Raw genomic sequence first — 20,990 nt, forward strand, 5'->3', positions numbered from 1 at the left:
TCAGATGAGGGTGGAAACGTCAGCTAAAACGTCAGTGCACTTTGCCATTCGCGAATCCAAGACTTACGCATTTTTGCCACTTCATCAGCACTAAAACTCAACGACTTGCTTGGAACGCTCAAGGTTTCAAAACCTTTAGGTAACTCAACGTCAGTAACTGGGTACATCCAGTTGCCCGTTGGCATCGCTGACTGGAACTCATCACTTAAAATGAAATCCATAAACTTATCAGCAAGTTCTGAATTTTTTGACCCTTTCACTTTGGCGGCGACTTCAACTTGCATGTAGTGGCCTTCAGAAAAATTCGCCGTCGCAAACTTCGAATCGTTTTCCGCAATTAAGTGGTAAGCAGGTGAGGTGGTGTAAGAAAGCACTAAATCGGACTCACCATTGAGGAACATAGAATACGCTTCTGACCAACCTTTCGTGACCGTTACGGTTTTGCTTGCTAGCTTCTGCCACGCTTGCGTCACATCGTCGCCATAAATGGATTTCATCCACAGCATCAAGCCTTGGCCCGGCGTTGACGTACGCGGATCTTGATAAATCACTTTCAAATCGTCGCGCGTTTCCACCAGCTCTTTCATGCTTTTCGGTGGATTAGCCAGTTTCTCTTTGTTGTACACAAACGCGAAGTAGCCGTAATCGTACGGTACAAACGTCGTATCGCTCCAACCGTTTGGTAACACTGTGTTGGCCGTATCCACATTGTGCTCGGTAAGCAGACCGGTTTTCTTCGCTTCTGCCATCAGGTTGTTATCCAAACCTAACACGATGTCGGCTTTGCTATTACCGCCTTCAAGACGAAGACGATTCAGGATCGACACACCATCGTCCAACGCTACGAAGTTAACGTCACAGCCACATTTTGCTTCAAAAGCTTGCTCGATTTTAGGACCCGGCCCCCAATCTGCGGCAAAAGAGTCGTAGGTATAGATGGTTAATGTGTTTTCAGCGGCAAACGCTGAAGTAGAGGTGATTGCAGCTAAGGCAATCAGATTTAGAGTGGTTTTCACTGCTCGCTCTCCATGAGTATTTCAGAGAAATAAGTTGAGCGGCACAGGGTTTGAGGCGGCTATTAAGGATTTCCAATATCCAGACTCAATTCCTACGCCAGCATTATCTGGTTCAGGTAATACGGGTCCCTAGTAAAACACTTAGGTCTCAGCGCCCAAATGCATTGATTGACTCAATGCAAAATGGGTTTGCTCCCCGATGAGTTGGATGGATTGTAAAGGTATTTGAGTGGTTACACAATCAGCTCACGAGCGCTGGTCATAGCCCCAACGAGGCACTAAACCTTGCTCAATACCCAAGTGGTCGAGAATTCTCGCCACCATAAAATCCACTAAGTCTTCAATGCTCTTTGGCTGATGGTAGAAGCCCGGAGCCGCTGGCATGATGGTGACGCCCATTTGCGATAGCTTGTGCATGTTCTCAAGATGCAGCGTTGAAAATGGCGTTTCACGAACCACGAGCAACAGTTGCCCGCGTTCTTTCATTACCACATCAGCCGCCCGTTCGATCAAGTTGTCCGACATACCATGCGCGATCGCCGCAACACTTCCTGCTGAACATGGGCAAACCACCATTTGCTTTGGTGCCGCTGAGCCAGACGCTACCGGTGAGAACCAGTCATCTTTACCACAAACAGTGATGTTATTTGGATCACAGTTGAGATGTTCCACCAGTGTTTGCTTTGCGGCGTCTGCCCCACTTGGCAGCTTAAGGTTGTGTTCGGTTGCCATCACAACGCGAGCCGCCGAAGAAATCAGAACGTAGACATGATAATCCGCCGCGACCAAACATTCTAAAAGACGAAGGCCATAAGGAGCACCAGAGGCACCCGTTAATGCCAACGTGATGGCTTTTTTCTGAGAGGGTTGTATTTTGTTGTGCATATCAATCAGGCTTTTAGTTTTAACTGCTCAAGAAGTTTTCCGTGAATACCACCAAAGCCACCGTTACTCATTACCAGAATTTGGTCTCCAGGCTGAGCACGTTCGACAATTTTAGCCACAAAGTTATCTATATCGGCATCGACAAACGCTGGCTGCTTGCATTGATCAGCAATGTCTTGCACCGACCATTCGATATTGTCTGGCTGGAATAAGAACACTTCATCTGCGCTGTGTAGCGAATCCGCGAGTGTGTTCTTATGAACACCACGCTTCATGGTGGCAGAGCGAGGTTCCAACACAGCAAGGATACGTTTTTCACCCACTTTGTTACGCAAACCACCCAGTGTCAGTTCAATTGCCGTAGGGTGATGCGCGAAATCATCGTAAACCGTGATGCCTTGTTCTTCACCTTTGAGCTCTAAGCGACGCTTAGTGTTGATAAAACGCCCCAACGCCTGACAAGCAAGTTCCGGCGTTACACCAACGTGTCGTGCGGCAGCGATCGCCATCAGTGCATTATCCACATTGTGGTCACCCACCAAATCCCATTCGACGATACCGACCTTCTCGCCTTGCAAAGCAACTTCAAATTTTGAGCCATCAAGCACTAATTTGTGCGCTTGCCAGTCACCATCCTCACCAGAGAACTGTCTTTCCGTCCAGCAGCCACGCTCTAATACATCCGCCAAAGCTTGATCCTGCTTCGGCGCTAAGATCAAACCATTGCCCGGTACCGTTCGCACTAAATGATGGAATTGACGCTTGATCGCTTCTAGATCATCGAAGATGTCAGCATGATCGAACTCAAGGTTGTTCATGATTAAAGTGCGAGGATGGTAATGCACAAACTTAGAACGCTTATCGAAAAAAGCACTGTCATATTCGTCCGCTTCAACAACAAAAAACATGCTTTCGCCCAAACGAGCCGACACACCGAAGTTACCCAACACGCCACCAACGAGGAAACCAGGTTGGTAACCACAGTCTTCGAGTATCCACGCCAGCATGCTCGAAGTGGTCGTTTTGCCGTGTGTACCGGAAACAGCCAACACCCAACGATCATGCAGTAAAAATTCGTTCAGCCATTGTGGTCCTGAGGTGTAACGCATGTTGCTATTAAGTACATGCTCAACACACGGATTGCCACGGCTCATCGCGTTACCAATCACCACAAGGTCAGGTTGAGGATCGAGTTGAGACGGGTCGAAGCCTTCAATAATTTCAATACCTTGAGACTCTAGCAATGTGCTCATCGGTGGGTAAACATTGGCATCAGAACCCGTCACTTTATGCCCTAATTGACGCGCTAAAATTGCTGCGCCGCCCATAAACGTGCCACAGATACCCAAGATATGAATGTGCATAAACTAAACCTTGTAATGCGTTCTTTGATGCCTTCATTATCGCGATAACGACCAGAAAAGCGAGTGACTTTAGCCTTCTTCTTGCAGTCCCTTTCACAAATATGACAAGGTTGAACAGAGACTGTACAGCGCTCTGACCTGCGAATGAATCCCTAATTTGAGCAGACAAATAAATTGAGATCTCAGACAGTTACTTCATTACCATTAAAAAGATCCACGACTTAAAATTACATCTAGCGCAAACGTTTAACATCCATAAAGAGATGCCCGTTGCGCAACACCCCCAATGAAATGTAAATGTAAGGATTAACCATGTCAGGAATGCGCACCCTAGGCGAATTCATTGTTGAAAAACAAGCGGATTTCCCCCACGCTAGCGGTGATCTCTCATCTCTTTTAGCATCCATTCGTTTAGCTGCAAAAATCGTTAACCGTGAAATCAACGCAGCAGGTCTTGGTGATATCACTGGCGCTGTCGGCACGGAAAATGTCCAAGGCGAAGCACAGCAAAAGCTAGACGTGTACGCGAACGACAAATTTAAAGCGGCGCTTGAAGCTCGTGACCAAGTTTGTGGCGTTGCCAGTGAAGAAGAAGATGAAGCGGTTGCGTTCAACAAAGAACTCAACCAAAACGCAAAGTATGTTGTATTGATGGACCCACTTGATGGTTCTTCAAATATCGACGTAAACGTGTCTGTCGGTACCATCTTCTCTATTTATCGCCGTGTTTCGCCTATTGGCACACCCGCGACAGAAGAAGATTTCCTTCAGCCAGGTCATAAGCAAGTTGCAGCAGGTTACGTAATTTACGGTTCATCAACTATGTTGGTGTACACCACAGGTAACGGCGTAAACGGCTTTACTTACGACCCATCCATCGGCAGCTTCTGCCTATCTCATGAAAACATGATGATTCCTGAAGATGGTAAGATCTACTCCATCAACGAAGGTAACTACATTCGTTTCCCACAAGGTGTGAAAAAGTACATCAAATACTGCCAAGAGAATGTGCCTGAAGACGGTCGTCCATACACCTCTCGCTACATTGGTTCTTTGGTGGCGGATTTCCATCGCAACCTGCTTAAAGGTGGCATCTACCTTTACCCAAGTACGCAAAGTCACCCACAAGGCAAACTTCGCCTGCTTTACGAATGCAACCCAATGGCATTTCTCATCGAACAAGCGGGCGGCATTGCATCAGATGGCGTGAATCGCATCATGGACATCAAACCGACTGAGCTACACCAGCGTGTACCTTTCTTTGTGGGTTCGAAGAACATGGTTCGCAAAGTTGAAGAGTTCCTTGAACTGCACCGCGACGAAGAATAATCTCAGACCTTTGTCCAACGCGGCAGGTGTTTACTTGCCGCGTTTTTGTCGCTAAAGTGAAATGCGAATTAATCATAGATGAGGGCGATCTTCTGGCTACTCATCCTCAATGAAAAGGAATATTCAAATGAGCCTAAACCATGTACCAGCAGGTAAATCGCTACCTGAAGATATTTACGTCGTTATCGAAATCCCTGCCAATGCAGACCCTATCAAATACGAAGTAGATAAAGACTCTGGTGCTGTATTTGTCGACCGTTTCATGTCTGCGCCAATGTTTTACCCATGTAACTACGGTTACGTGAACAACACACTTTCGCTTGATGGTGACCCAGTAGATGTCCTTGTCCCAACGCCATACCCACTCATCCCAGGTTCTGTTATTCGCTGCCGACCTGTTGGCGTTTTGAAGATGACGGATGAATCGGGCGAAGATGCAAAAGTCGTTGCCGTACCGCACTCTAAAATCTCTAAAGAGTATGAACACATTCAAGATGTGGGCGACATTCCTGAGTTGCTAAAAGCGCAAATCACGCATTTCTTTGAGCGCTACAAAGAGTTGGAATCAGGAAAGTGGGTGAAAGTTGATGGCTGGGCAGATGTAGAAGCGGCAAAAGCAGAGATTCTACAATCTTACGAACGTGCGCAAAACAAATAAGCGTAAACGTCAACCCCGAATACAAAAAGAGCTGCAAAGTGCAGCTCTTTTGCTTTCTAACCTAAACGCTTGCCTTAAATAGGAGCTCCTGCGGAGGACATACGACCAGCGTCATAATCGTGTTGGAAGAACGGGTCAACGTCATCGCATATTCCGAAATACGGTCGTCCAACCACACCCAGCATATAGGCACTTTGCTCACAATACTCTTGCTTACCTTCTTGATAACCGTTTTGGTAGGCCATGATCAGTTCTGGCGTTGCGTGGTTAGTGTCATCCAACTTAGCTATCCGCTCTTGTGACAACTCTCGTAATCCATCTAAGGCAGACTGTTTCCCGAACGCTTGCCAATCAGTCACACTGGTTGAAGCTGGTAAGGTGGTTTGCGCACAAGCAGACAGAAGCATCATCATCGCGCCAATTATTAACACTCTCATCATCACTCCTTACTTTTCTGACTTGTCGTTTTCTAACGTATTTAGAAACGTTTTTAAATCTCGACAACGTTCTTACGATGGTTACTTAAGTATAGTTCACACCCTTTGACACCAATCGCCAGACGCTATCTCTTCCGTAAGCTGCTCCGTGTCTTGATACAAGTAAATCCACGCTTGGCCAAATGGCGTTGCAATGCTCTCTCTGCGATATTCGACCGGTACGTCTTCAAGCTTATCGAGCGCCACCAAAGTATCATCATCAATCATATAAACTTCGCCTTGGATTGAGCGCTGCCCTTCTGACAGCGCTGGGTACGAACCTACATCGTAGAGCGAAAATTGGGCGTCCGTTTCATGTAAACCAAGAAATTGAGCCGAGCTCAAATAATGATGGTTGTACTCTCCCTTACGTAACGTCCCGTAGACAAAAATCAAATGCTGCATAACCACTCCTTAGCTATGAGTTCTGTGTGGTTAGGACGTGTGCCCTAATCAAATTCAAATTGATAGAGTAGGTCAACTGCGCTATCTACACCAGATACCGCCTCTAAATACAAGTCTTGCATCAATCGGTAACGCACCGTGAACTCACCCAGCGAGTTGAAGATGCCAACACCATACTTAACCTGTAGACCTGGCAAAATGTAACCACTCACTGTCACTTGAGAGTCATCACCCGAGCCTGCCGTATCAAGCTGTAAATCTTGTACGCCAAAGGCTTCACCGATTTCTCCAACAACACGACCGCTTTTCGCCAAACTCAGACCAATCAATGTAGTCGTCATCGCGTTACCACCCGACTCACCATCAATATCTTGACCACGAAGCAGGTAAGACAACGCGTTGGCTTGTGGCATCGCTGGCTCCGAGAAAATTTCCACACTCGGATCTGAAGCTGGGCCAGTCACACGCACACCTGCGATCACATCGTCTTGAGTATTGTCAGGGTTACGAATCGCTTTGATCGATACATACGGTTGATCCGCGGGACCATTCATTAAGATCTTACCTTCTTCGATCACCAAATCTTGACCAAATGAACGGTAAGAACCGTCAACGATGTTTACCTCACCAACGATGAATGGTCCTTTGTCTTTTTGTGTCACGTTAAGGCTACCTTTCAAGCCGCCCTTCAAGCCAAACGCCGCAAGTTGGAAGTCGTCACCAATCTTGATGTTGATGTCCGTTTCAACGTTGAATGGCATGGCCGTCACTTCATCAACTGGCTGTAAATCCTTGTTTAAAATCACGGTATCACTCGACACCCCAACCGCACTTGGTGGCAGTTCCTCAATGACGATACGCCCCCACGGCAGATTGATGTTACCTTCCACCTTCGCCAATTGCGGCGTGACATCAATGGTCATGTCCGGCTCAACTTTGATTTTGACCATCGGCGGCATATCAACTTTTAGTTCTTTTGCAAACACGCGGGCGCGAGTGCGCCAGTCTTGCAAGTCACGCCAGTCAGCATCACCGGTGATTTCTAGCTTACCGTCAGGCGTAATGATCCCAGCATCCAAATCCGCTTGGTGACCTTTGAAGTTGATCACGACTTGTCCGGAGTTGATGTCGATTGGCGTCACTTCGCCTTGCAGCTTCATTTGATCGATAAGGAACTGACCATTCACTTTTGGATGCATGACATCACCAGACAAGGCCAAATCAGTATTCATATTCGCCTTGAACAAGCTGTATTCCCCGATCAACGGAGCCAAGAAGTCCAAGTGGAACGTAGAAAGCGCAACCTTACCGTCAATAGTTGGCTTCTCAGATGAGACATTCAGTAAAGAAACCTTACCAGACAAGTCACCGTTATCTTTCACATCAAATAACCACTCAGCATCAAGCTTGTCTTTCGCTAATGCCGCTTTAAAGCTGAAGCTGTCCCAGCCCACTTTAATTGGCTGCTCTAGTGCTTGTTCAACTTGACCTTTTGGCATGTTGACACTCAAGGTAACTTCAGGCTTTTTCTCTGGAGCCCATTTAGCAAAAGCCTGTGCATTAACTGAACCTTGCAGCTTGGTTTCTGGCGGCAGGAATTGTTTGATTTGGTCAAAATTAAAATCATTGATCGCTAACTTCGCTTGACCACTCTTACCGACACTAATATCTTCGGTTAGACACACGCTCGACTTCGCTTGCAACCAACAATGGGCTTGAACATTCGCGATCTGTTTGTCGATATTGACCTTCACCGCAGTCGATTTTTGCAGTGACCAAGGACCTTGTTGCGAGCTCAGCGTCAAGCGGCGCAGCGCCCCATCCCAAATCATTTCTGGCTTCTGCTTAAACGTCCCTTCGATTTCCAAACTGGTCGAAACCAGATCAGACACCACATCAAGCGTCAGTTGATGCAGTTTTTCATCTCCAGAGACTTCAAGATCCGCGCTATCAACTTTAATGTCGTCGTAGGTAATGTTATTCGCAATAAGACTTAAGTTCGCTTTTGGTGCTGGCAGAGGTGTCACATCGCCCTTTAAGGTGATCGTTTCTACATTCGCCTGTTGCTGCCAGTTGATCTGATTTAAAGCGAGATCAAGATTGATGTCAGGCTCTTTCAAACTACCACGTAGCGCTACTTTACCTTGCATCTTACCCGCAAGATCCGGAACACTTTTCGCAAAGTCAGGGAAGTTAACTTCAACATCCATCAAGATTTGTTTGTCGATCTTGCCCTTCGCACTCAGTTGGTTCGGGCCATGAGAAAGCGCTAAACCTTGAGTGGTTAGTTGGATGTCTTCACCTTTGCCATTCTTATCAGACGCTTCAAGTTGCCCTTCGACATTCAATGGATAACCTCGCAAAATGCCGTCGATGTCTAACTTAGGCAAACTGACTTGCCAACCACCTTGTTCCGTTAACGATCCCGAAGTCGAGAGGCTACCGCTGATATCCCCTTCTGCTTCTTTCCACTGCAATCCTGGTTGAATGTTTTTTAGGTTCAGGTCGGCTTGCCAGTTGATTGGCGCCGCCCAATTCGCCATAACTTTACCGGAAAGTTCGCCCCCCAAAGTTTTCACTACAAGGCTTTCGAGATCGATTTGCTCCAGCGTACCTTTGCCGTTCAGCGCAACATCAACGGCGGGAATGTCTTTGCCTGACGCTTTGGTTTCTAATGCGACTTCGTAACCATCAAGTGAACCTTTTGCCGCCAAACTTGGTACAGAAACCAGATAATCACTTTGCCCAAATAGCGGCCATTGCGCTTGAACATTTTTGATCGAAACATCAAACGGCAACTGCGTTTTAAGCGGTTGGATGTCACCTTTGATCTCCGCTTGTACAAGCTCAGAAAGAGTAGCATTTAACGATAAATCCCCAACCGAACCAGAGGCCGAAAGCGACAGTTTTTGTCCCTTCGCATCCGCTTGCTTCACTAACGCGTCCAATTGCGCTTTGATTGGGTAATCAGCAGAAAGGGTCACTTGTGTGCTTAACTTGCCTTCCACTTCTGGCATGTCGAGCTCTAACGTTTTGACATCAACACGCTCACCACCCGCTCTTGCAACCAAACCAAGATGATTGACGATCACTGGCGTTTCACCTGCCAGTTTAAAATTGTAAATATCCAGACGGCGCGCTTCTACCGTCAGCGGAATCCATACTTCTGGTAACACAATATCTTGCGGCGTAGCGTCAGTTTCTTTCGGCTCCTCGGCAGCCGCTTCAGGTTCAGCTTCACTTGGTGCGAGCGCAACATTGATGTCTTTCAATGTGGTTGGTGCGATCACCAAACGATCGCCCTGCATCGACAAAGCGGTCGAGAACGTTTGCCAATCAATCTGATTGCCTAACACATTGACGTTGATGTCATTAAAGCTGACTTTATTGACAAAAATTGGCACTGGCGTGCTGATAGAACGCAGCGGTGGTGTTTCTTCTTCAGGCTCTTCACTGGCAGGTGGCAATTCTGGCATTTGGAAGTTAACACCTTGTAACGCCAGTTCATCAACACACACTTTTGGGTCAAAGAAACAGCGGAAGTTAATCGCCAACGCAAGGCGCTCAACTTTCGCATCAATATGTAAAGACTCATCAACAAAACTGACATTTTGCAGTGCAAAACGAGGGAATAGCGAACCTTGAATGCTCTCGACTTTGAGTTGAGGTAAGGCTTTCTCTGCGCCCCAAATCGCCAGCTTCAACCCTGGATGGGTAAACAGTACCGTTGCGACAAAAATAGTGATTAACAACAGCAGACCAATCAAACTTAGTGATAACCACTTGGTCCACTTAAACATCTTTTTGATCATAGCTCAGGCCCCAAAGAGAAGTGGATGCGGAATTCGTTGTTTGGCTTTTCATCCAGCCCCCACGCAAAGTCGAAGCTTACCGGTCCCACAGGTGAAGCCCATCGAATACCAACCCCGGCACCAGATTTCCATTCAGGTGTGTCATTAAACGCATCACCAATATCGTAGAACGTTGCGGCCCACCAGTTGCCGTAAACACGATATTGATACTCTAAGGTGCTGCTTAAGATGTATTTCGCACCCGTTAATGCGCCACTTTCATCGACAGGTGAGATGGATTCATAGCCATAACCACGGATGTTGTTGTCACCACCAGCAAAGAAACGCAACGATGGCGAAAGCTTTTCAAATTCCTCCGTGATGTTAGCCCCCCCTTCGAGACGGAACAAACCACGATGGTTTTCGCCGATGCCACGAATCCACGAAGATCGCCCAAGCAAACGCAATACGCGCGTTTCAGACAGTAGCGCCGGATCGCCGTATTCAACCGTTACGCTTTGCTTATCGCCCCACATTGGCATACTGCCACCACGGACACGAGTACGCGAAAAGGTTGCGCCAGGAAGCACAAACTGCACGCCATCATCTTGCAAACCTTGCGAGAAGTTTTCGTACAAGTGACGAACGTACACGGTTTTGTGCCAACCACCGTCGGTTAACCAGTGTCTTTCTACCGCAAGGTTTGATTCCAAACTCTCAGTATCACGGTTGTCCAAATGCTTCAGACCAAATTGCAATTGATAGTATTCACGTAAGACGTCGTCTAATGGAATCTTGTAGCCGGCGGTGATGGTTTGTTCTGGTTTGGAGAGAGAAAGCGCCGTATTAAAGCTATGACCGCGTGCACTTACCCATGGTTTTTTCCATTTTAAAGTGCCGCGCACACCCGTATCGGTGGAGTAACCAATACCGGTTTCAATTTGGTTTTTCGCAGCAGGCGCTAACGAGACTTTAATCGGCAACTCGCGCCCATCTTCAAGCTTGCTTAAGTCAGGCTCAACAAACACGGAGGAGAACCAATCCGTGTTAGACAGGTTTTGGTTGTATTCACCCACATCAGAGACAAGATAAGGTTCACCAATTTCAAAAGGTCGCATCGACTCAACACGGTTTTCCCAGATCTGGCTTCCCGTAATTTCTACCGGACCAAAGTGATAGCGAATACCGCTGTCGTAGTGCAAACGCACATTGGCTTCATTCAATTCAGGGATCACTTCCAGCTTGTTGAGCTTAAAGTCACCATTGAAGTAACCACGTTGCAAAGCCAGGTTACGAATCCCTGATTTAAGGCTGTCATACTCACCCTGATTTAAAATCCGCCCAACTTTTAAAGGCGATTTGGCGATGAGATTCGTAAATTCTTCATCCTCTTTCGCTTCACCGCTGATCACGACATCCATTACTTTGATCTTAACTGGTAAGCCTTTGTGGATGTTAACGATCAGCTCGTCATTCCCTTCGGAAATAGAGTATGAGATTTTTGCATGATAATAGCCAAGCGCATTAAGCGCTTCGGTGATACTTTGATCCAATCGCGCCTGAAAGCGCAGCGAAGTGGAGTAATCCTTCTCTGGAATCGAAGACAGGTACGCTTTCACGTTATCTTCCAGTGCGCCATCGATGCCTTTAAGCTTTAAAGAAACATCGGCATACGCGCTCTGAGAAACAACCAACAAGCCAACAATGATGGGGAGAGCTTTTTTTATCATGCTTTTTTAGCTGAATGAGGTTAAATAAACGTAAATAATGATAACGCCAATTAAAGGCTAAGTCTGTAATATTAATAGGTTTACCGCGGTCTATGTCATAACAACATCAGATACAGACGAAATGAAAAAGTTCGCAAATTTAAGACACGTATTAAAGGACAAATACCATGCTCAACAAACAGACATTAATCAGTATAGAAGATGCCCTGCCTGGTAGAGAACAACCAATGCAGATTGAAGATTGTCATTTTGTAAATCAATCGAGTCTAACGGCACCATTAGCCCATCATCAGCAACAGATTTTGTTAGGCATGGGGTGCTTTTGGGGCGCTGAGCGTCTCTTTTGGCAATTGGATGGCGTGGTTTCAACATCTGTGGGTTATGCGGGTGGGTTTACACCAAATCCAACCTACGAAGAAGTGTGTACGGGTAAAACCGGTCATACTGAGGTTGTGAGAGTCGTGTTTGATGAGCGTGTTATCTCACTAGCACAACTCCTTGCGGTATTTTGGGAAAAACACGACCCGACTCAAGGCATGCGCCAAGGTAACGATCTCGGCACACAATATCGATCTGCGATTTACACGTACTCTCAAGAGCAACAAGAACTTGCTGAAAAATCAAAGCTTCAGTATCAACAAGCATTAGAAGCTGAGCTTCGCTCAACGATTACTACTGAGATCGTCCCTGCAGGGCCTTACTATTTTGCAGAAACCTACCATCAACAGTATCTTGCAAAGAATCCGGATGGCTACTGTGGCATAGGCGGCACAGGTGTTTGCTTCCCACCAAGCTTGCAAGGCTAATCAAACTGCACTGAAACGAGAAAGAGCGACCAAGGTCGCTCTTTTTAATCTTTCGTTTTTTGGGTTAACACGCCATGAATGGTTTAGGCGGATAATGATGAAATTGCTTGGTTTACTTCTTTAAAGACAGCCAGTCGCTTTTGATCTTTCACATCAGGAAGCAGCACTTTGCCATTATCAAAGCAGAAACTTCCCACCCCAACAATGAAGAATTGCCCTTTAAACAACGTCTTTACGAAACGGGCCACTTGTAGTGGTCGATATACAGCAAACTCACGTAGCATAATTCACCTCAATTCCTTTGAGAAAACCCCGATTGCTTATTCTCTGCAACCTTAATGCGCATTTTGCGACGGAGTTCAGTGTAGCAAATTCTAACTACAACGCAACATTACACCACTGCATACGTTAAATAAATGTTATCGACAATTCTACAAATTTGCCGGGACTGGATATATACTGGCTTAACTCCCAAACCCAAACGGAATATAACAATATGAAAACTAAGACTCTCCTACCTCTACTGCTTGCTCTTTCTCCAAGTTTGGCTTTCGCACATAACTTGTCGGTTGGTGAAACCGTTCCACCTGCACAAGTCGGCGCATACGGTGAAATTGTTTTACAAGGTGAAGGTGTGGCTTACCAACCTTGGGCAACACAGCATATGCTAGGTAAAGTCCGCGTAATTCAAGCGATTGCTGGTCGCAGCAGTTCAAAAGAGATGAACGCACCGCTGATGACTGCAATTACCGCCGCTAAATTCCCAGAAGATAGCTACCAGACCACCACCATCATCAACCAAGATGATGCGATTTGGGGCACTGGCTCATTTGTGAAATCTTCAGCACAAGACAGTAAAAAAGAGTTTCCTTGGTCATCAATGGTATTGGATGAAAATGGCTTGGTGGCGAACACTTGGGGGCTAAAAGAAGAAAGCTCTGCGATCATCGTACAAGATAAACAAGGCAAAGTTCTGTTTGTGAAAGAAGGCGCATTGACGCAAGACGAAATTACACAAGTGATTGGCCTTATCAAGCAAAGTATTTAGTTCGAGATGACGGCTCCTGACTCGGCACCAATCAGGAGCCTCAATCACACGGTATCCCACTAATATGCTGTGTTAAATTTTCCTCACCAGACAAAAGAGTGAACTTTTGCCAATAATGAGTGTTATATTATAACACCCGTTAGGATTTCAGGCGTTCAGATGTACTTTTCTTGGCAAACCATTTTCAGATCTTGGCATCGCACTGTTGTACTTTTCAGTGTTGCTTTGCTGATCATCTGGAATTTTGCTTCGATCTTTCATCAAGTCGACCTCACACCAGAGCATCATACCCATCATCACTGCCAACTCTTTGCTGGCGCGCAACATGGTCTCGCTAAAGCACAACCGGCAATCCCTGTGCCGTCATACACACGGGCCCATTATGATGATGTCTCAGAGCGCTCGCATCATGTAGAAGAAGTATTCAGCGCTGCGCGTGCACCGCCTTATTTTGCGTAAACACTCAAACACAACCCAATTACGTTATTTCCAACGTGTATAGACGCGTTTCAATAACAGAACGTCAAATGAGTACTAATCTGAAATCAACCAGATCTCGGATTTATCAGCAAAATTAGGAAAGTAAAATGCCATCTAAACAGGTTTTAGCGATCGTTATCGGTTTGTCTCTATCGACAGTCGCAACAGCAGAAGAATACCGCCAACACAGTGCGCACGTTCATGGTCATGTTGAATTTAATATTGCCCAAGACGGCAGTGACTTGCTGCTCGAAATCACAGCTCCTGGTGCTGATGTGGTCGGCTTTGAACACGCACCAGAAAATGCAGAGCAAGAGAAAACACTGCAACACGCAGTCGCAACGCTAGAAGATAGCAACGCACTGTTTGCGATTAACCCACAAGCACAATGCGAAATTGAAGAAGTTCATGTTGAACACACGCTTGGGGGGCAACATGAAGAACATGAGCACCATGATCATGAAGGCCATGATCATGATGAACACGCCCATCACGATCACGACGATCATGAAGGTCACGACCATTCAGAGCACAGCGACCACGGTGAATTTACCGTGCAATATCGCTTTCATTGTGCCCAAGTCGGCGAACTCAGCCATATTCAAACTGATTGGTTTAACCAATTCCCAAGTACTGAATCGGTAAATGTAAACTTATTCACAGATACGACTCAATCAGCCACTAGCTTAACCAAAAGCAACACTCAAATCGCAATCAAATAACCCAAATAGCGTGTAAGTACCCACTTACACGCTGTGTTTTTTTAATTCGCTTTGGTGATTTACTATGACTGATTCAGCATCAAACGTGGTTGAGCTCAAACAGGCTCAGTTTGTCTGGCCCGGTTCAGAGACCGCGGTGATCAATATTCCTGATTTGCAGATAGCAACGGGTGAGCATGTCTTTATCAAAGGGCCAAGTGGCTGTGGAAAATCCACACTTTTAGCTTTGCTCACCGGAATCAATACGTTAAGTTCAGGCTCGTTATCAGTACTCAATACGAACTTAGCGACGCTAAGCTCAAGCCGCAGAGATAGATTCCGCGCCGACCACATTGGTTATATCTTCCAGCAATTCAACTTGCTGCCGTATTTGAATGTCATCGACAACGTATTACTTCCTTGCCAATTCAGTAAAGTGAGACGAGATCGCGTGACACCAAACGCCTCCAAAGCCGAGCTTTTAGCACAAGCGACAACCTTGTTGGAGCGGCTTCATTTACCGACAAATTTACACTCTCGCCCAGTGTCAGAGCTGAGTATTGGACAACAACAGCGAGTGGCGGCAGCTCGTGCGCTAATAGGGCATCCTGCGTTAGTCATTGCTGACGAGCCGACATCTGCACTCGATCATGATAATCGCATGGCGTTCATCGAACTGCTGATGGAACAGGCTAATCAAGCCAACGCGACATTAATCTTTGTCAGCCATGATCCAACTCTGGAAAGCTTGTTCGATCGCACCATTAATCTGCCAGAAATAAACCAAAGCAGTAACATGGAGGTGCTAGCGTGAGTGCTGTAATCAAACTCGCTTGGAAAAGCTTGATGAACCGCAAAGCGACAGCGGTGTTGACGATCATGACGGTAGCAATATCGGTAATCTTGCTGCTTGGCGTAGAACGTATCCGCACTCAAGCAAAAGACAGCTTTGCGAACACTATTTCCGGAACCGACCTAATTGTCGGCGGACGCTCTGGCCAAGTGAACTTACTGTTGTATTCAGTCTTTCGTATCGGTAATGCCACCAATAATATCGATTGGAAAAGCTACCAAGAATTCAGCCAGCATCGCGCGGTTGATTGGGCAATTCCCATTTCGCTCGGAGACTCTCACAAAGGCTTTCGAGTGATGGGAACCAATCATAGTTACTTTGAGCATTATAAGTACGGAAGTAAGCAACCACTTACTTTCTCGAAAGGGAAAGAGTTCAATGGATTATTTGAAACCGTACTCGGATCGGACGTCGCCAAACAATTGGGTTACCAGATAGGCAGTGAAATCATCATTGCCCATGGTATCAGCGATGTTGGCTTCAGTCGTCACGATAAACTGCCATTCAAAGTTGTTGGTATTTTAGCTCCAACTGGCACACCAGTAGATAAGACTGTTCACGTCTCGTTAGAGGCGATCGAAGCCATTCATGTCGGTTGGGAAAGTGGTGCACGCTTGGGCCCAACACCGGATGCCAAGGTATTACAAGAAAGGGACTTTCAACCAAAACAGATCACTGCCATGCTTGTGGGCTTGAAATCGCGCATTCAAACTTTTGCGTTGCAAAGGCAGATCAACAACTACCCGAAAGAACCTCTCAGTGCCATTATGCCCGGTGTCGCGCTACACGAATTGTGGGGCATGATGTCTGTCGCAGAACAGGCCTTGATGGCGGTTTCTGGTTTTGTGGTTATCGCGGGTTTACTCGGCATGTTAAGCAGCCTACTGACCAGCTTACAAGAACGACGTCGAGAAATGGCCATTTTACGCGCTATGGGAGCGCGCCCACGCCACGTTTTTTCTCTGCTCATTAGTGAAGCGAGTTTACTCACAGCAGCAGGTATCGTCACCGGCGTTTTGGGGCTGTATGCGATACTCGCCCTACTTCAGCCCCTAATTCAACAACACTACGGTATAAATCTCACGTTAAGCACGCTTTCTGCGTACGAATGGATGCTGCTTAGCTTTGTACAATGCGCCGGTATTGTGATTGGTTTTATTCCAGCATTCCGCGCCTACAGACAGTCACTCAGTGACGGAATGACCATAAGGATCTAACGATGTGGAAAAAAGTTTTAGCCAGTTGCTTACTCGCGATTGCATTTACGACGCCGGTCATGGCGAGTGATGAGCCATTAACGCTCGACTGGATCGATCTGGTTCCTGAAGCGGAACGTAAGCTGTTCGACAGCGTGGGGATGCCCGCATCTGATCACAGTGGTGGCGCGGCGCAGCAATCAAAAATCGGTAACGTCAGACCAGAACTCAATGGCAGTCAGGTCAAAATCCCTGGCTTCGTGATTCCTCTTGAGGGAGATGCCAACACGGTGACGGAATTTTTGTTGGTGCCGTATTTTGGGGCGTGTATCCACGTACCACCACCACCACCAAACCAAATCATTTACGTGAAATTTCCGAAAGGCGCACCAGTACAGGAACTTTGGGATGTCATTTACGTGGTGGGAACGTTAAAAACCGAAACCATTAACCATGAACTGGCAGAAACAGCGTATGTGATTGAAGGTTCAAAAATCGAAGCCTACGACGATATGTAGTCGTCGATTTCGAGGTACACCAAAGGCGTCGCATCGGCGCCTTTGTCATCTTTAAATGTTAAACAATGTAGCGCGATAAGTACGCTAACACGCCCACATAAAGAATCAAAAGAAACGCTATCGACAGGTGCTTTTTCAGTTTACTTGCTTCCGAGAACTTCATCGCCCCTCCAAAATAACGATAACAATTTTAACAACTCATTATCATTTTGGGTAGACCTATTCCTTCAAAATCTGAGACGCTCTCTCTGGTCGCCTCGCGGATTAAGGTGTAAATTGAGGCAAGCGTCAAACGCAAGCTCTTGGTAGGAAAATACATGGCAGAACCAACGAAACAACCTGTAGTGATTGAACACCAGCCTAATACGCAGAAAAACGGTCACCACGACAAGAAAACGGGTTACATCAAAGACAGTGCGAGCAGAATTAAAAACATCGCTCAATCTCATGGCCTCGACGCTCTGTTGCAAACTGACCCTCCTGCCAAATCCGCATTAGAAAGAGCACAACTGCGAGACCAACGCCGCCAAGAGCAAAGACAAAAAAACCTTGAGCAAATCCTAAAACTCGCGCACAGCGCTTGCCGCGATGAAACCGCAGGTGAACCCGATCAAGATTGGTTGTATCGATTTTTTGATATGGCCCAAGACATCCACAACAGTTCAATGCAGAAGTTGTGGGCGCAAGTAATGAAGCGTGAAGTGACCAACCCAGGTTCCACGTCGATGAAAGCGCTGAAAGTCCTTAAGGATATGTCCCCAAAAGAAGCGCAAACACTACAAAGAGCAGCCTCTTTGGCGTGCAGTTTTGGCGGCGATAACAGTAAAAAGTTATTGATAGGCTATAAGGCACATGGCGGAATATTCAATTTTGGTAAACGAGATACCACCAGCAATCTGAATATGGGCAGCTTTCAATTGCCGTACTCAAGTCTATTAGTATTGATTGAATTGGGGTTACTGCATAGCACAGAACTGGAATCAGGAGAGATCGGCATTGAAACGCCATTGATACTGGCATATCAAGGCAAGAATTTGTCTCTGCAAGTGAATACGAAGGGCATCCGTCTGCTGTACTACCGTTTCACGCCGACGGGTAACGAACTGTGCAAACTGCTTGGCAACAAGCCAAATTCCCAGTACTACGATCAAATGCTCGCCTTGTTAAATCAAAAGTTTAGCGTAAGCACCGAAGCAAGCAGCAGCGTGAACTATACCGTTTAGTTTCGCTCTAGGAGCTTTAGGTCACCTATGATCTAAAAGCTCCTCAAGCAGTACACTAGGCTTTTGGCTACCTATGAACCAAAAGCTGAGTTAGCTGATCACACGACGTTGTTTAAGCTCATTCAAACACAATTCAACCAACTCTTCGACGCTCTTCTCGCCTGCTGGCAAATCGATTTCTGGATTGATTGGCGCTTGATATTCTGAATCAATACCCGTGAAATTTGGGATCTCACCTGCTCGCGCTTTTTTGTATAAGCCTTTTGGATCTCGGCCTTCACACACTTCGAGAGATGCATTCACAAACACTTCAATGAACTCACCTTCGGGCAGTAAATCGCGAACGAGTTGACGCTCAGCACGGTGAGGAGAAATGAACGCGGACAACACAATCAAACCCGCATCTGCCATCAGTTTCGCCAACTCGCCAATACGACGAATATTTTCACGGCGATCTTGTTCAGAAAAGCCTAGATCGCTACACAGGCCATGACGAACATTGTCACCGTCCAACAAATAAGTGTGGTAGCCCAACTCAGCTAAACGATTCTCCAGCGCGCCCGCGACGGTTGACTTACCTGCGCCAGATAAACCAGTAAACCAAAGCACTGCTGGTTTCTGTTTTTTCAGCTCAGCACGAAACTGTTTATCAACCGTGTGCTGATGCCAGACAATGTTTTCATCTTTTACCGGTGTTTCAGCGGTCATAACGAATCCTTGTATTTATCGGAATTAAAACGGAAAGAAGACCGGTATCAATGTCAGTACCAATACGGAATACACAATCGAAATCGGCACACCAATTCGCACATAGTCGGTCAATTTGTAATTACCTACACTGTAAACCAACAAGTTGGTTTGATACCCGTAGGGAGAAATAAAGCTCGCGCTTGCGCCAAATAATACCGCCATAATAAATGGCATCGGATCCACTCCGTACCCGACAGCCATGCTATAGCCAATCGGAAATGCTAACGCGGCAGCGGCATTGTTGGTCACCAATTCAGTCAGCACCAAGGTCATGATGTATGTGGCCACCAGCGCACCAAATACGCCCCAGCCGTTAAAGGCTTCGATAAACATCTCGCCCATCCTGACGGACAAGCCAGATGAAATCATCAGCTGCGCAATAGAGAGCGCAGAGCCCACAATCACCACAATATCAATGGGAAAACGGCGGCGAAGCTCAGAGATTTGCACTATGCCAAACGCAATGAGTGCAATGATGTATACCGCGAGCCCTTTAATGATCGGCACAAGTTCTAGTAGTGCACAGGCGATAACCGCAGCAAAACCAATCAACACAATCGTCGATTTATTGGAGTCTAAACGTGCGCTGGAATCTAAGTCGTGCACTAACACAAATTCTTTACGGTGCGCTCGACGCTCAGACTCGAAACGCTTGCCCGGCACCAACACTAAAGTATCGCCCGGAGCTAAGGTAATACTGCCCAATCCACCTTCTAGACGCTCATGTCCACGACGAATGGCGACAACAACCGCATCAAAACGATCGCGGAAGCGGCTTTCTTTCAAGGTCTTATGGCAGAAGGTTGCAGAGGAACTGACCACCACTTCAATAAAGTTTTGGCCATTCAAATGCTGTTGCCCAAATAGCGTCAGCCCCGGAATTTCTTGCAAGGTCGCCACACTTTCGACATCGCCACAAAACAGCAGACGATCTTTCGCTTTCAGCACGAAGTCGGGGCCTACTGACGATACCGTCACGCCATCACGAACCACCTCTGCAAGAAACAACTTACGCAGCGCACGCAGATTGTTTTCACTGATGGTACGGCCAACCAAAGGGGAACCTGGTTCAACACGAGATTCAAGGAAATAAGGTAAGTCTTCTTGGTTTTGGTCATCGTAACTTGGCAGCAAATAGCTCAGCGGAATAAGAATTAAAAGACCACCAGCTAAGACAGCCAAGCCAATCATCGTCGGAGTAAAAAAGCTTAGACTCGGTAGCCCTGCATCTTCCACAAAGCTATTAATAATAAGGTTGGTCGAAGTACCAATAAGCGTTAATGTGCCGCCAAATATCGCCGCGTAAGAAAGTGGAATCAGTAGCTTAGAAGGCGCGTGCTGTTGATTGCGTTTAATCGCACCAATCAAAGACACAACAACGGCCGTATTGTTGGTAAAGGAAGACAGTAAGGCGGTCGATAACCCAAGCTTGGCGATCACACTGCCTAAATGACCTTCTGAAATACTACGGCTCACCCAACTGATCAGTAACGTTTTTTCTAATGCACAAGAAGCGAGAATCAGCAGGACCAAAGTTAACAATGATGAGTTGGTAAAGTTCGCAGCAATGGTCGTGGAATCCATCATTCCCGCCATGAAAGCAATAAAGGCTGCACCAGCAAAAACGTAGCTCGGCTTAATCTTAGTCACAAGCAAACAAGTGATAATGCCAAGCAAAATCGCTAATACAAATCCTTGTTCCCACATAGCCTTTCCTTACCAAACAGCTCGAAACGAGCGAAACAAACCGCAACACAACGA

20 protein-coding genes and 1 riboswitch are annotated in these 20,990 nt (G+C 46.5%); of the genes, 10 read left to right on the forward strand and 10 right to left on the reverse strand.

Annotation, left to right across the window (positions count from 1 at the left end):
- Window positions 1–23: 23 nt before the first annotated feature.
- From thiB to mpl, 3 genes are all read right to left on the reverse strand, one after another.
- Window positions 24–1,016, reverse strand: a complete 993-nt coding sequence (gene thiB, locus ACF8EG_RS08625) for a thiamine ABC transporter substrate binding subunit (protein ID WP_021450137.1) — start codon at window positions 1,014–1,016, stop codon at window positions 24–26.
- 72 nt (window positions 1,017–1,088) lie between these two features.
- A riboswitch (TPP riboswitch) is annotated at window positions 1,089–1,225 on the reverse strand.
- Between the two features lie 37 nt (window positions 1,226–1,262).
- Entirely contained in the window at window positions 1,263–1,901 is a 639-nt protein-coding gene (locus tag ACF8EG_RS08630) for a flavin prenyltransferase UbiX (RefSeq protein ID WP_047732647.1), read from the reverse strand.
- 5 nt (window positions 1,902–1,906) lie between these two features.
- Window positions 1,907–3,265: a UDP-N-acetylmuramate:L-alanyl-gamma-D-glutamyl-meso-diaminopimelate ligase gene (mpl, locus tag ACF8EG_RS08635; protein WP_047732650.1), complete on the reverse strand. Its 1,359-nt coding sequence runs from the start codon at window positions 3,263–3,265 to the stop codon at window positions 1,907–1,909.
- 312 nt (window positions 3,266–3,577) lie between these two features.
- On the opposite strand from mpl, the gene fbp reads away from it, so the two are divergent.
- Window positions 3,578–4,594: a class 1 fructose-bisphosphatase gene (gene fbp / locus ACF8EG_RS08640; RefSeq protein WP_005454699.1), complete on the forward strand. Its 1,017-nt coding sequence runs from the start codon at window positions 3,578–3,580 to the stop codon at window positions 4,592–4,594.
- Window positions 4,595–4,721: 127 nt separating this feature from the next.
- Entirely contained in the window at window positions 4,722–5,252 is a 531-nt protein-coding gene (gene ppa, locus ACF8EG_RS08645) for an inorganic diphosphatase (RefSeq protein ID WP_021450134.1), read from the forward strand.
- A gap of 74 nt (window positions 5,253–5,326) precedes the next feature.
- Here ppa and ACF8EG_RS08650 read toward each other — a convergent pair whose 3' ends face one another.
- The 4 genes from ACF8EG_RS08650 to ACF8EG_RS08665 form a co-directional block, all read right to left on the reverse strand.
- Window positions 5,327–5,689, reverse strand: a complete 363-nt coding sequence (locus tag ACF8EG_RS08650) for a DUF2799 domain-containing protein (protein ID WP_029559767.1) — start codon at window positions 5,687–5,689, stop codon at window positions 5,327–5,329.
- A gap of 96 nt (window positions 5,690–5,785) precedes the next feature.
- A complete protein-coding gene (locus ACF8EG_RS08655; protein ID WP_047732653.1) occupies window positions 5,786–6,133 on the reverse strand; it encodes a gamma-glutamylcyclotransferase in 348 nt (115 codons plus the stop codon).
- Between the two features lie 44 nt (window positions 6,134–6,177).
- A complete protein-coding gene (locus ACF8EG_RS08660; RefSeq protein ID WP_047732656.1) occupies window positions 6,178–9,945 on the reverse strand; it encodes a translocation/assembly module TamB domain-containing protein in 3,768 nt (1,255 codons plus the stop codon).
- On the reverse strand, window positions 9,942–11,654 hold the full coding sequence (locus ACF8EG_RS08665) for an autotransporter assembly complex family protein (RefSeq protein WP_005454701.1): 1,713 nt from the start codon (window positions 11,652–11,654) through the stop codon (window positions 9,942–9,944). The genes ACF8EG_RS08660 and ACF8EG_RS08665 overlap by 4 nt, the downstream gene beginning before the upstream one ends.
- 167 nt (window positions 11,655–11,821) lie before the next feature.
- On the opposite strand from ACF8EG_RS08665, the gene msrA reads away from it, so the two are divergent.
- Window positions 11,822–12,460 (forward strand): peptide-methionine (S)-S-oxide reductase MsrA, encoded by a 639-nt coding sequence (gene msrA, locus ACF8EG_RS08670; protein ID WP_021450132.1) that lies wholly within the window; start codon window positions 11,822–11,824, stop codon window positions 12,458–12,460.
- Between the two features lie 83 nt (window positions 12,461–12,543).
- Here msrA and ACF8EG_RS08675 read toward each other — a convergent pair whose 3' ends face one another.
- Window positions 12,544–12,744 (reverse strand): DUF1107 domain-containing protein, encoded by a 201-nt coding sequence (locus tag ACF8EG_RS08675; RefSeq protein WP_005454667.1) that lies wholly within the window; start codon window positions 12,742–12,744, stop codon window positions 12,544–12,546.
- A 212-nt stretch (window positions 12,745–12,956) separates the two neighbouring features.
- Between ACF8EG_RS08675 and ACF8EG_RS08680 the strand changes: the two genes are divergently transcribed.
- The 7 genes from ACF8EG_RS08680 to ACF8EG_RS08710 all read left to right on the forward strand — a co-directional run bounded on the left by ACF8EG_RS08680 (window position 12,957) and on the right by ACF8EG_RS08710 (window position 18,479).
- A complete protein-coding gene (locus tag ACF8EG_RS08680) occupies window positions 12,957–13,508 on the forward strand; it encodes a YtfJ family protein (protein WP_005454650.1) in 552 nt (183 codons plus the stop codon).
- A gap of 159 nt (window positions 13,509–13,667) precedes the next feature.
- Window positions 13,668–13,967, forward strand: coding sequence for a DUF2607 domain-containing protein (locus tag ACF8EG_RS08685; protein ID WP_005454649.1), 300 nt, complete (start codon window positions 13,668–13,670; stop codon window positions 13,965–13,967).
- A 128-nt stretch (window positions 13,968–14,095) separates the two neighbouring features.
- Window positions 14,096–14,710, forward strand: coding sequence for a DUF2796 domain-containing protein (locus ACF8EG_RS08690; protein ID WP_047732660.1), 615 nt, complete (start codon window positions 14,096–14,098; stop codon window positions 14,708–14,710).
- Between the two features lie 64 nt (window positions 14,711–14,774).
- Window positions 14,775–15,503, forward strand: a complete 729-nt coding sequence (locus ACF8EG_RS08695; RefSeq protein WP_025517589.1) for an ABC transporter ATP-binding protein — start codon at window positions 14,775–14,777, stop codon at window positions 15,501–15,503.
- Window positions 15,500–16,759 carry an ABC transporter permease gene (locus tag ACF8EG_RS08700; protein ID WP_005454685.1) on the forward strand — a complete coding sequence of 420 codons (1,260 nt, stop codon included), beginning with the start codon at window positions 15,500–15,502 and terminating at the stop codon, window positions 16,757–16,759. Before ACF8EG_RS08695 ends, ACF8EG_RS08700 begins: the two co-directional genes overlap by 4 nt.
- Before the next feature lie 2 nt (window positions 16,760–16,761).
- A complete protein-coding gene (locus ACF8EG_RS08705) occupies window positions 16,762–17,256 on the forward strand; it encodes a DUF3299 domain-containing protein (protein ID WP_005479671.1) in 495 nt (164 codons plus the stop codon).
- Window positions 17,257–17,573: 317 nt separating this feature from the next.
- Window positions 17,574–18,479 carry a TIGR03899 family protein gene (locus tag ACF8EG_RS08710; protein WP_005454670.1) on the forward strand — a complete coding sequence of 302 codons (906 nt, stop codon included), beginning with the start codon at window positions 17,574–17,576 and terminating at the stop codon, window positions 18,477–18,479.
- Window positions 18,480–18,569: 90 nt separating this feature from the next.
- Here the strand turns inward: ACF8EG_RS08710 and cysC are convergent, their stop codons facing one another.
- Both cysC and ACF8EG_RS08720 read right to left on the reverse strand, forming a co-directional pair.
- Window positions 18,570–19,187: an adenylyl-sulfate kinase gene (gene cysC, locus ACF8EG_RS08715; RefSeq protein WP_005454655.1), complete on the reverse strand. Its 618-nt coding sequence runs from the start codon at window positions 19,185–19,187 to the stop codon at window positions 18,570–18,572.
- Window positions 19,188–19,211: 24 nt separating this feature from the next.
- Window positions 19,212–20,936: an SLC13 family permease gene (locus tag ACF8EG_RS08720; protein WP_005454668.1), complete on the reverse strand. Its 1,725-nt coding sequence runs from the start codon at window positions 20,934–20,936 to the stop codon at window positions 19,212–19,214.
- Between the last annotated feature and the right edge of the window lie 54 nt (window positions 20,937–20,990).

It is taken from the genome of Vibrio sp. YQ_11, from assembly GCF_043103065.1.
Taxonomy (GTDB): Bacteria; Pseudomonadota; Gammaproteobacteria; order Enterobacterales; family Vibrionaceae; genus Vibrio; species Vibrio parahaemolyticus.

Excerpts from the sequence above, each read along its gene's own strand:
- cysC (WP_005454655.1), bottom strand. The coding sequence starts at position 19,187 with ATGACCGCTGAAACACCGGTAAAAGATGAAAACATTGTCTGGCATCAG.
- ppa (WP_021450134.1), top strand. The coding sequence starts at position 4,722 with ATGAGCCTAAACCATGTACCAGCAGGTAAATCGCTACCTGAAGATATT.
- ACF8EG_RS08685 (WP_005454649.1), top strand. The coding sequence starts at position 13,668 with ATGTACTTTTCTTGGCAAACCATTTTCAGATCTTGGCATCGCACTGTT.
- ACF8EG_RS08665 (WP_005454701.1), bottom strand. The coding sequence starts at position 11,654 with ATGATAAAAAAAGCTCTCCCCATCATTGTTGGCTTGTTGGTTGTTTCT.
- ACF8EG_RS08695 (WP_025517589.1), top strand. The coding sequence starts at position 14,775 with ATGACTGATTCAGCATCAAACGTGGTTGAGCTCAAACAGGCTCAGTTT.
- fbp (WP_005454699.1), top strand. The coding sequence starts at position 3,578 with ATGTCAGGAATGCGCACCCTAGGCGAATTCATTGTTGAAAAACAAGCG.
- msrA (WP_021450132.1), top strand. The coding sequence starts at position 11,822 with ATGCTCAACAAACAGACATTAATCAGTATAGAAGATGCCCTGCCTGGT.
- ACF8EG_RS08690 (WP_047732660.1), top strand. The coding sequence starts at position 14,096 with ATGCCATCTAAACAGGTTTTAGCGATCGTTATCGGTTTGTCTCTATCG.
- ACF8EG_RS08655 (WP_047732653.1), bottom strand. The coding sequence starts at position 6,133 with ATGCAGCATTTGATTTTTGTCTACGGGACGTTACGTAAGGGAGAGTAC.
- ACF8EG_RS08720 (WP_005454668.1), bottom strand. The coding sequence starts at position 20,936 with ATGTGGGAACAAGGATTTGTATTAGCGATTTTGCTTGGCATTATCACT.
- ACF8EG_RS08650 (WP_029559767.1), bottom strand. The coding sequence starts at position 5,689 with ATGAGAGTGTTAATAATTGGCGCGATGATGATGCTTCTGTCTGCTTGT.
- ACF8EG_RS08630 (WP_047732647.1), bottom strand. The coding sequence starts at position 1,901 with ATGCACAACAAAATACAACCCTCTCAGAAAAAAGCCATCACGTTGGCA.
- ACF8EG_RS08675 (WP_005454667.1), bottom strand. The coding sequence starts at position 12,744 with ATGCTACGTGAGTTTGCTGTATATCGACCACTACAAGTGGCCCGTTTC.
- mpl (WP_047732650.1), bottom strand. The coding sequence starts at position 3,265 with ATGCACATTCATATCTTGGGTATCTGTGGCACGTTTATGGGCGGCGCA.
- ACF8EG_RS08710 (WP_005454670.1), top strand. The coding sequence starts at position 17,574 with ATGGCAGAACCAACGAAACAACCTGTAGTGATTGAACACCAGCCTAAT.
- ACF8EG_RS08680 (WP_005454650.1), top strand. The coding sequence starts at position 12,957 with ATGAAAACTAAGACTCTCCTACCTCTACTGCTTGCTCTTTCTCCAAGT.
- ACF8EG_RS08705 (WP_005479671.1), top strand. The coding sequence starts at position 16,762 with ATGTGGAAAAAAGTTTTAGCCAGTTGCTTACTCGCGATTGCATTTACG.
- ACF8EG_RS08660 (WP_047732656.1), bottom strand. The coding sequence starts at position 9,945 with ATGATCAAAAAGATGTTTAAGTGGACCAAGTGGTTATCACTAAGTTTG.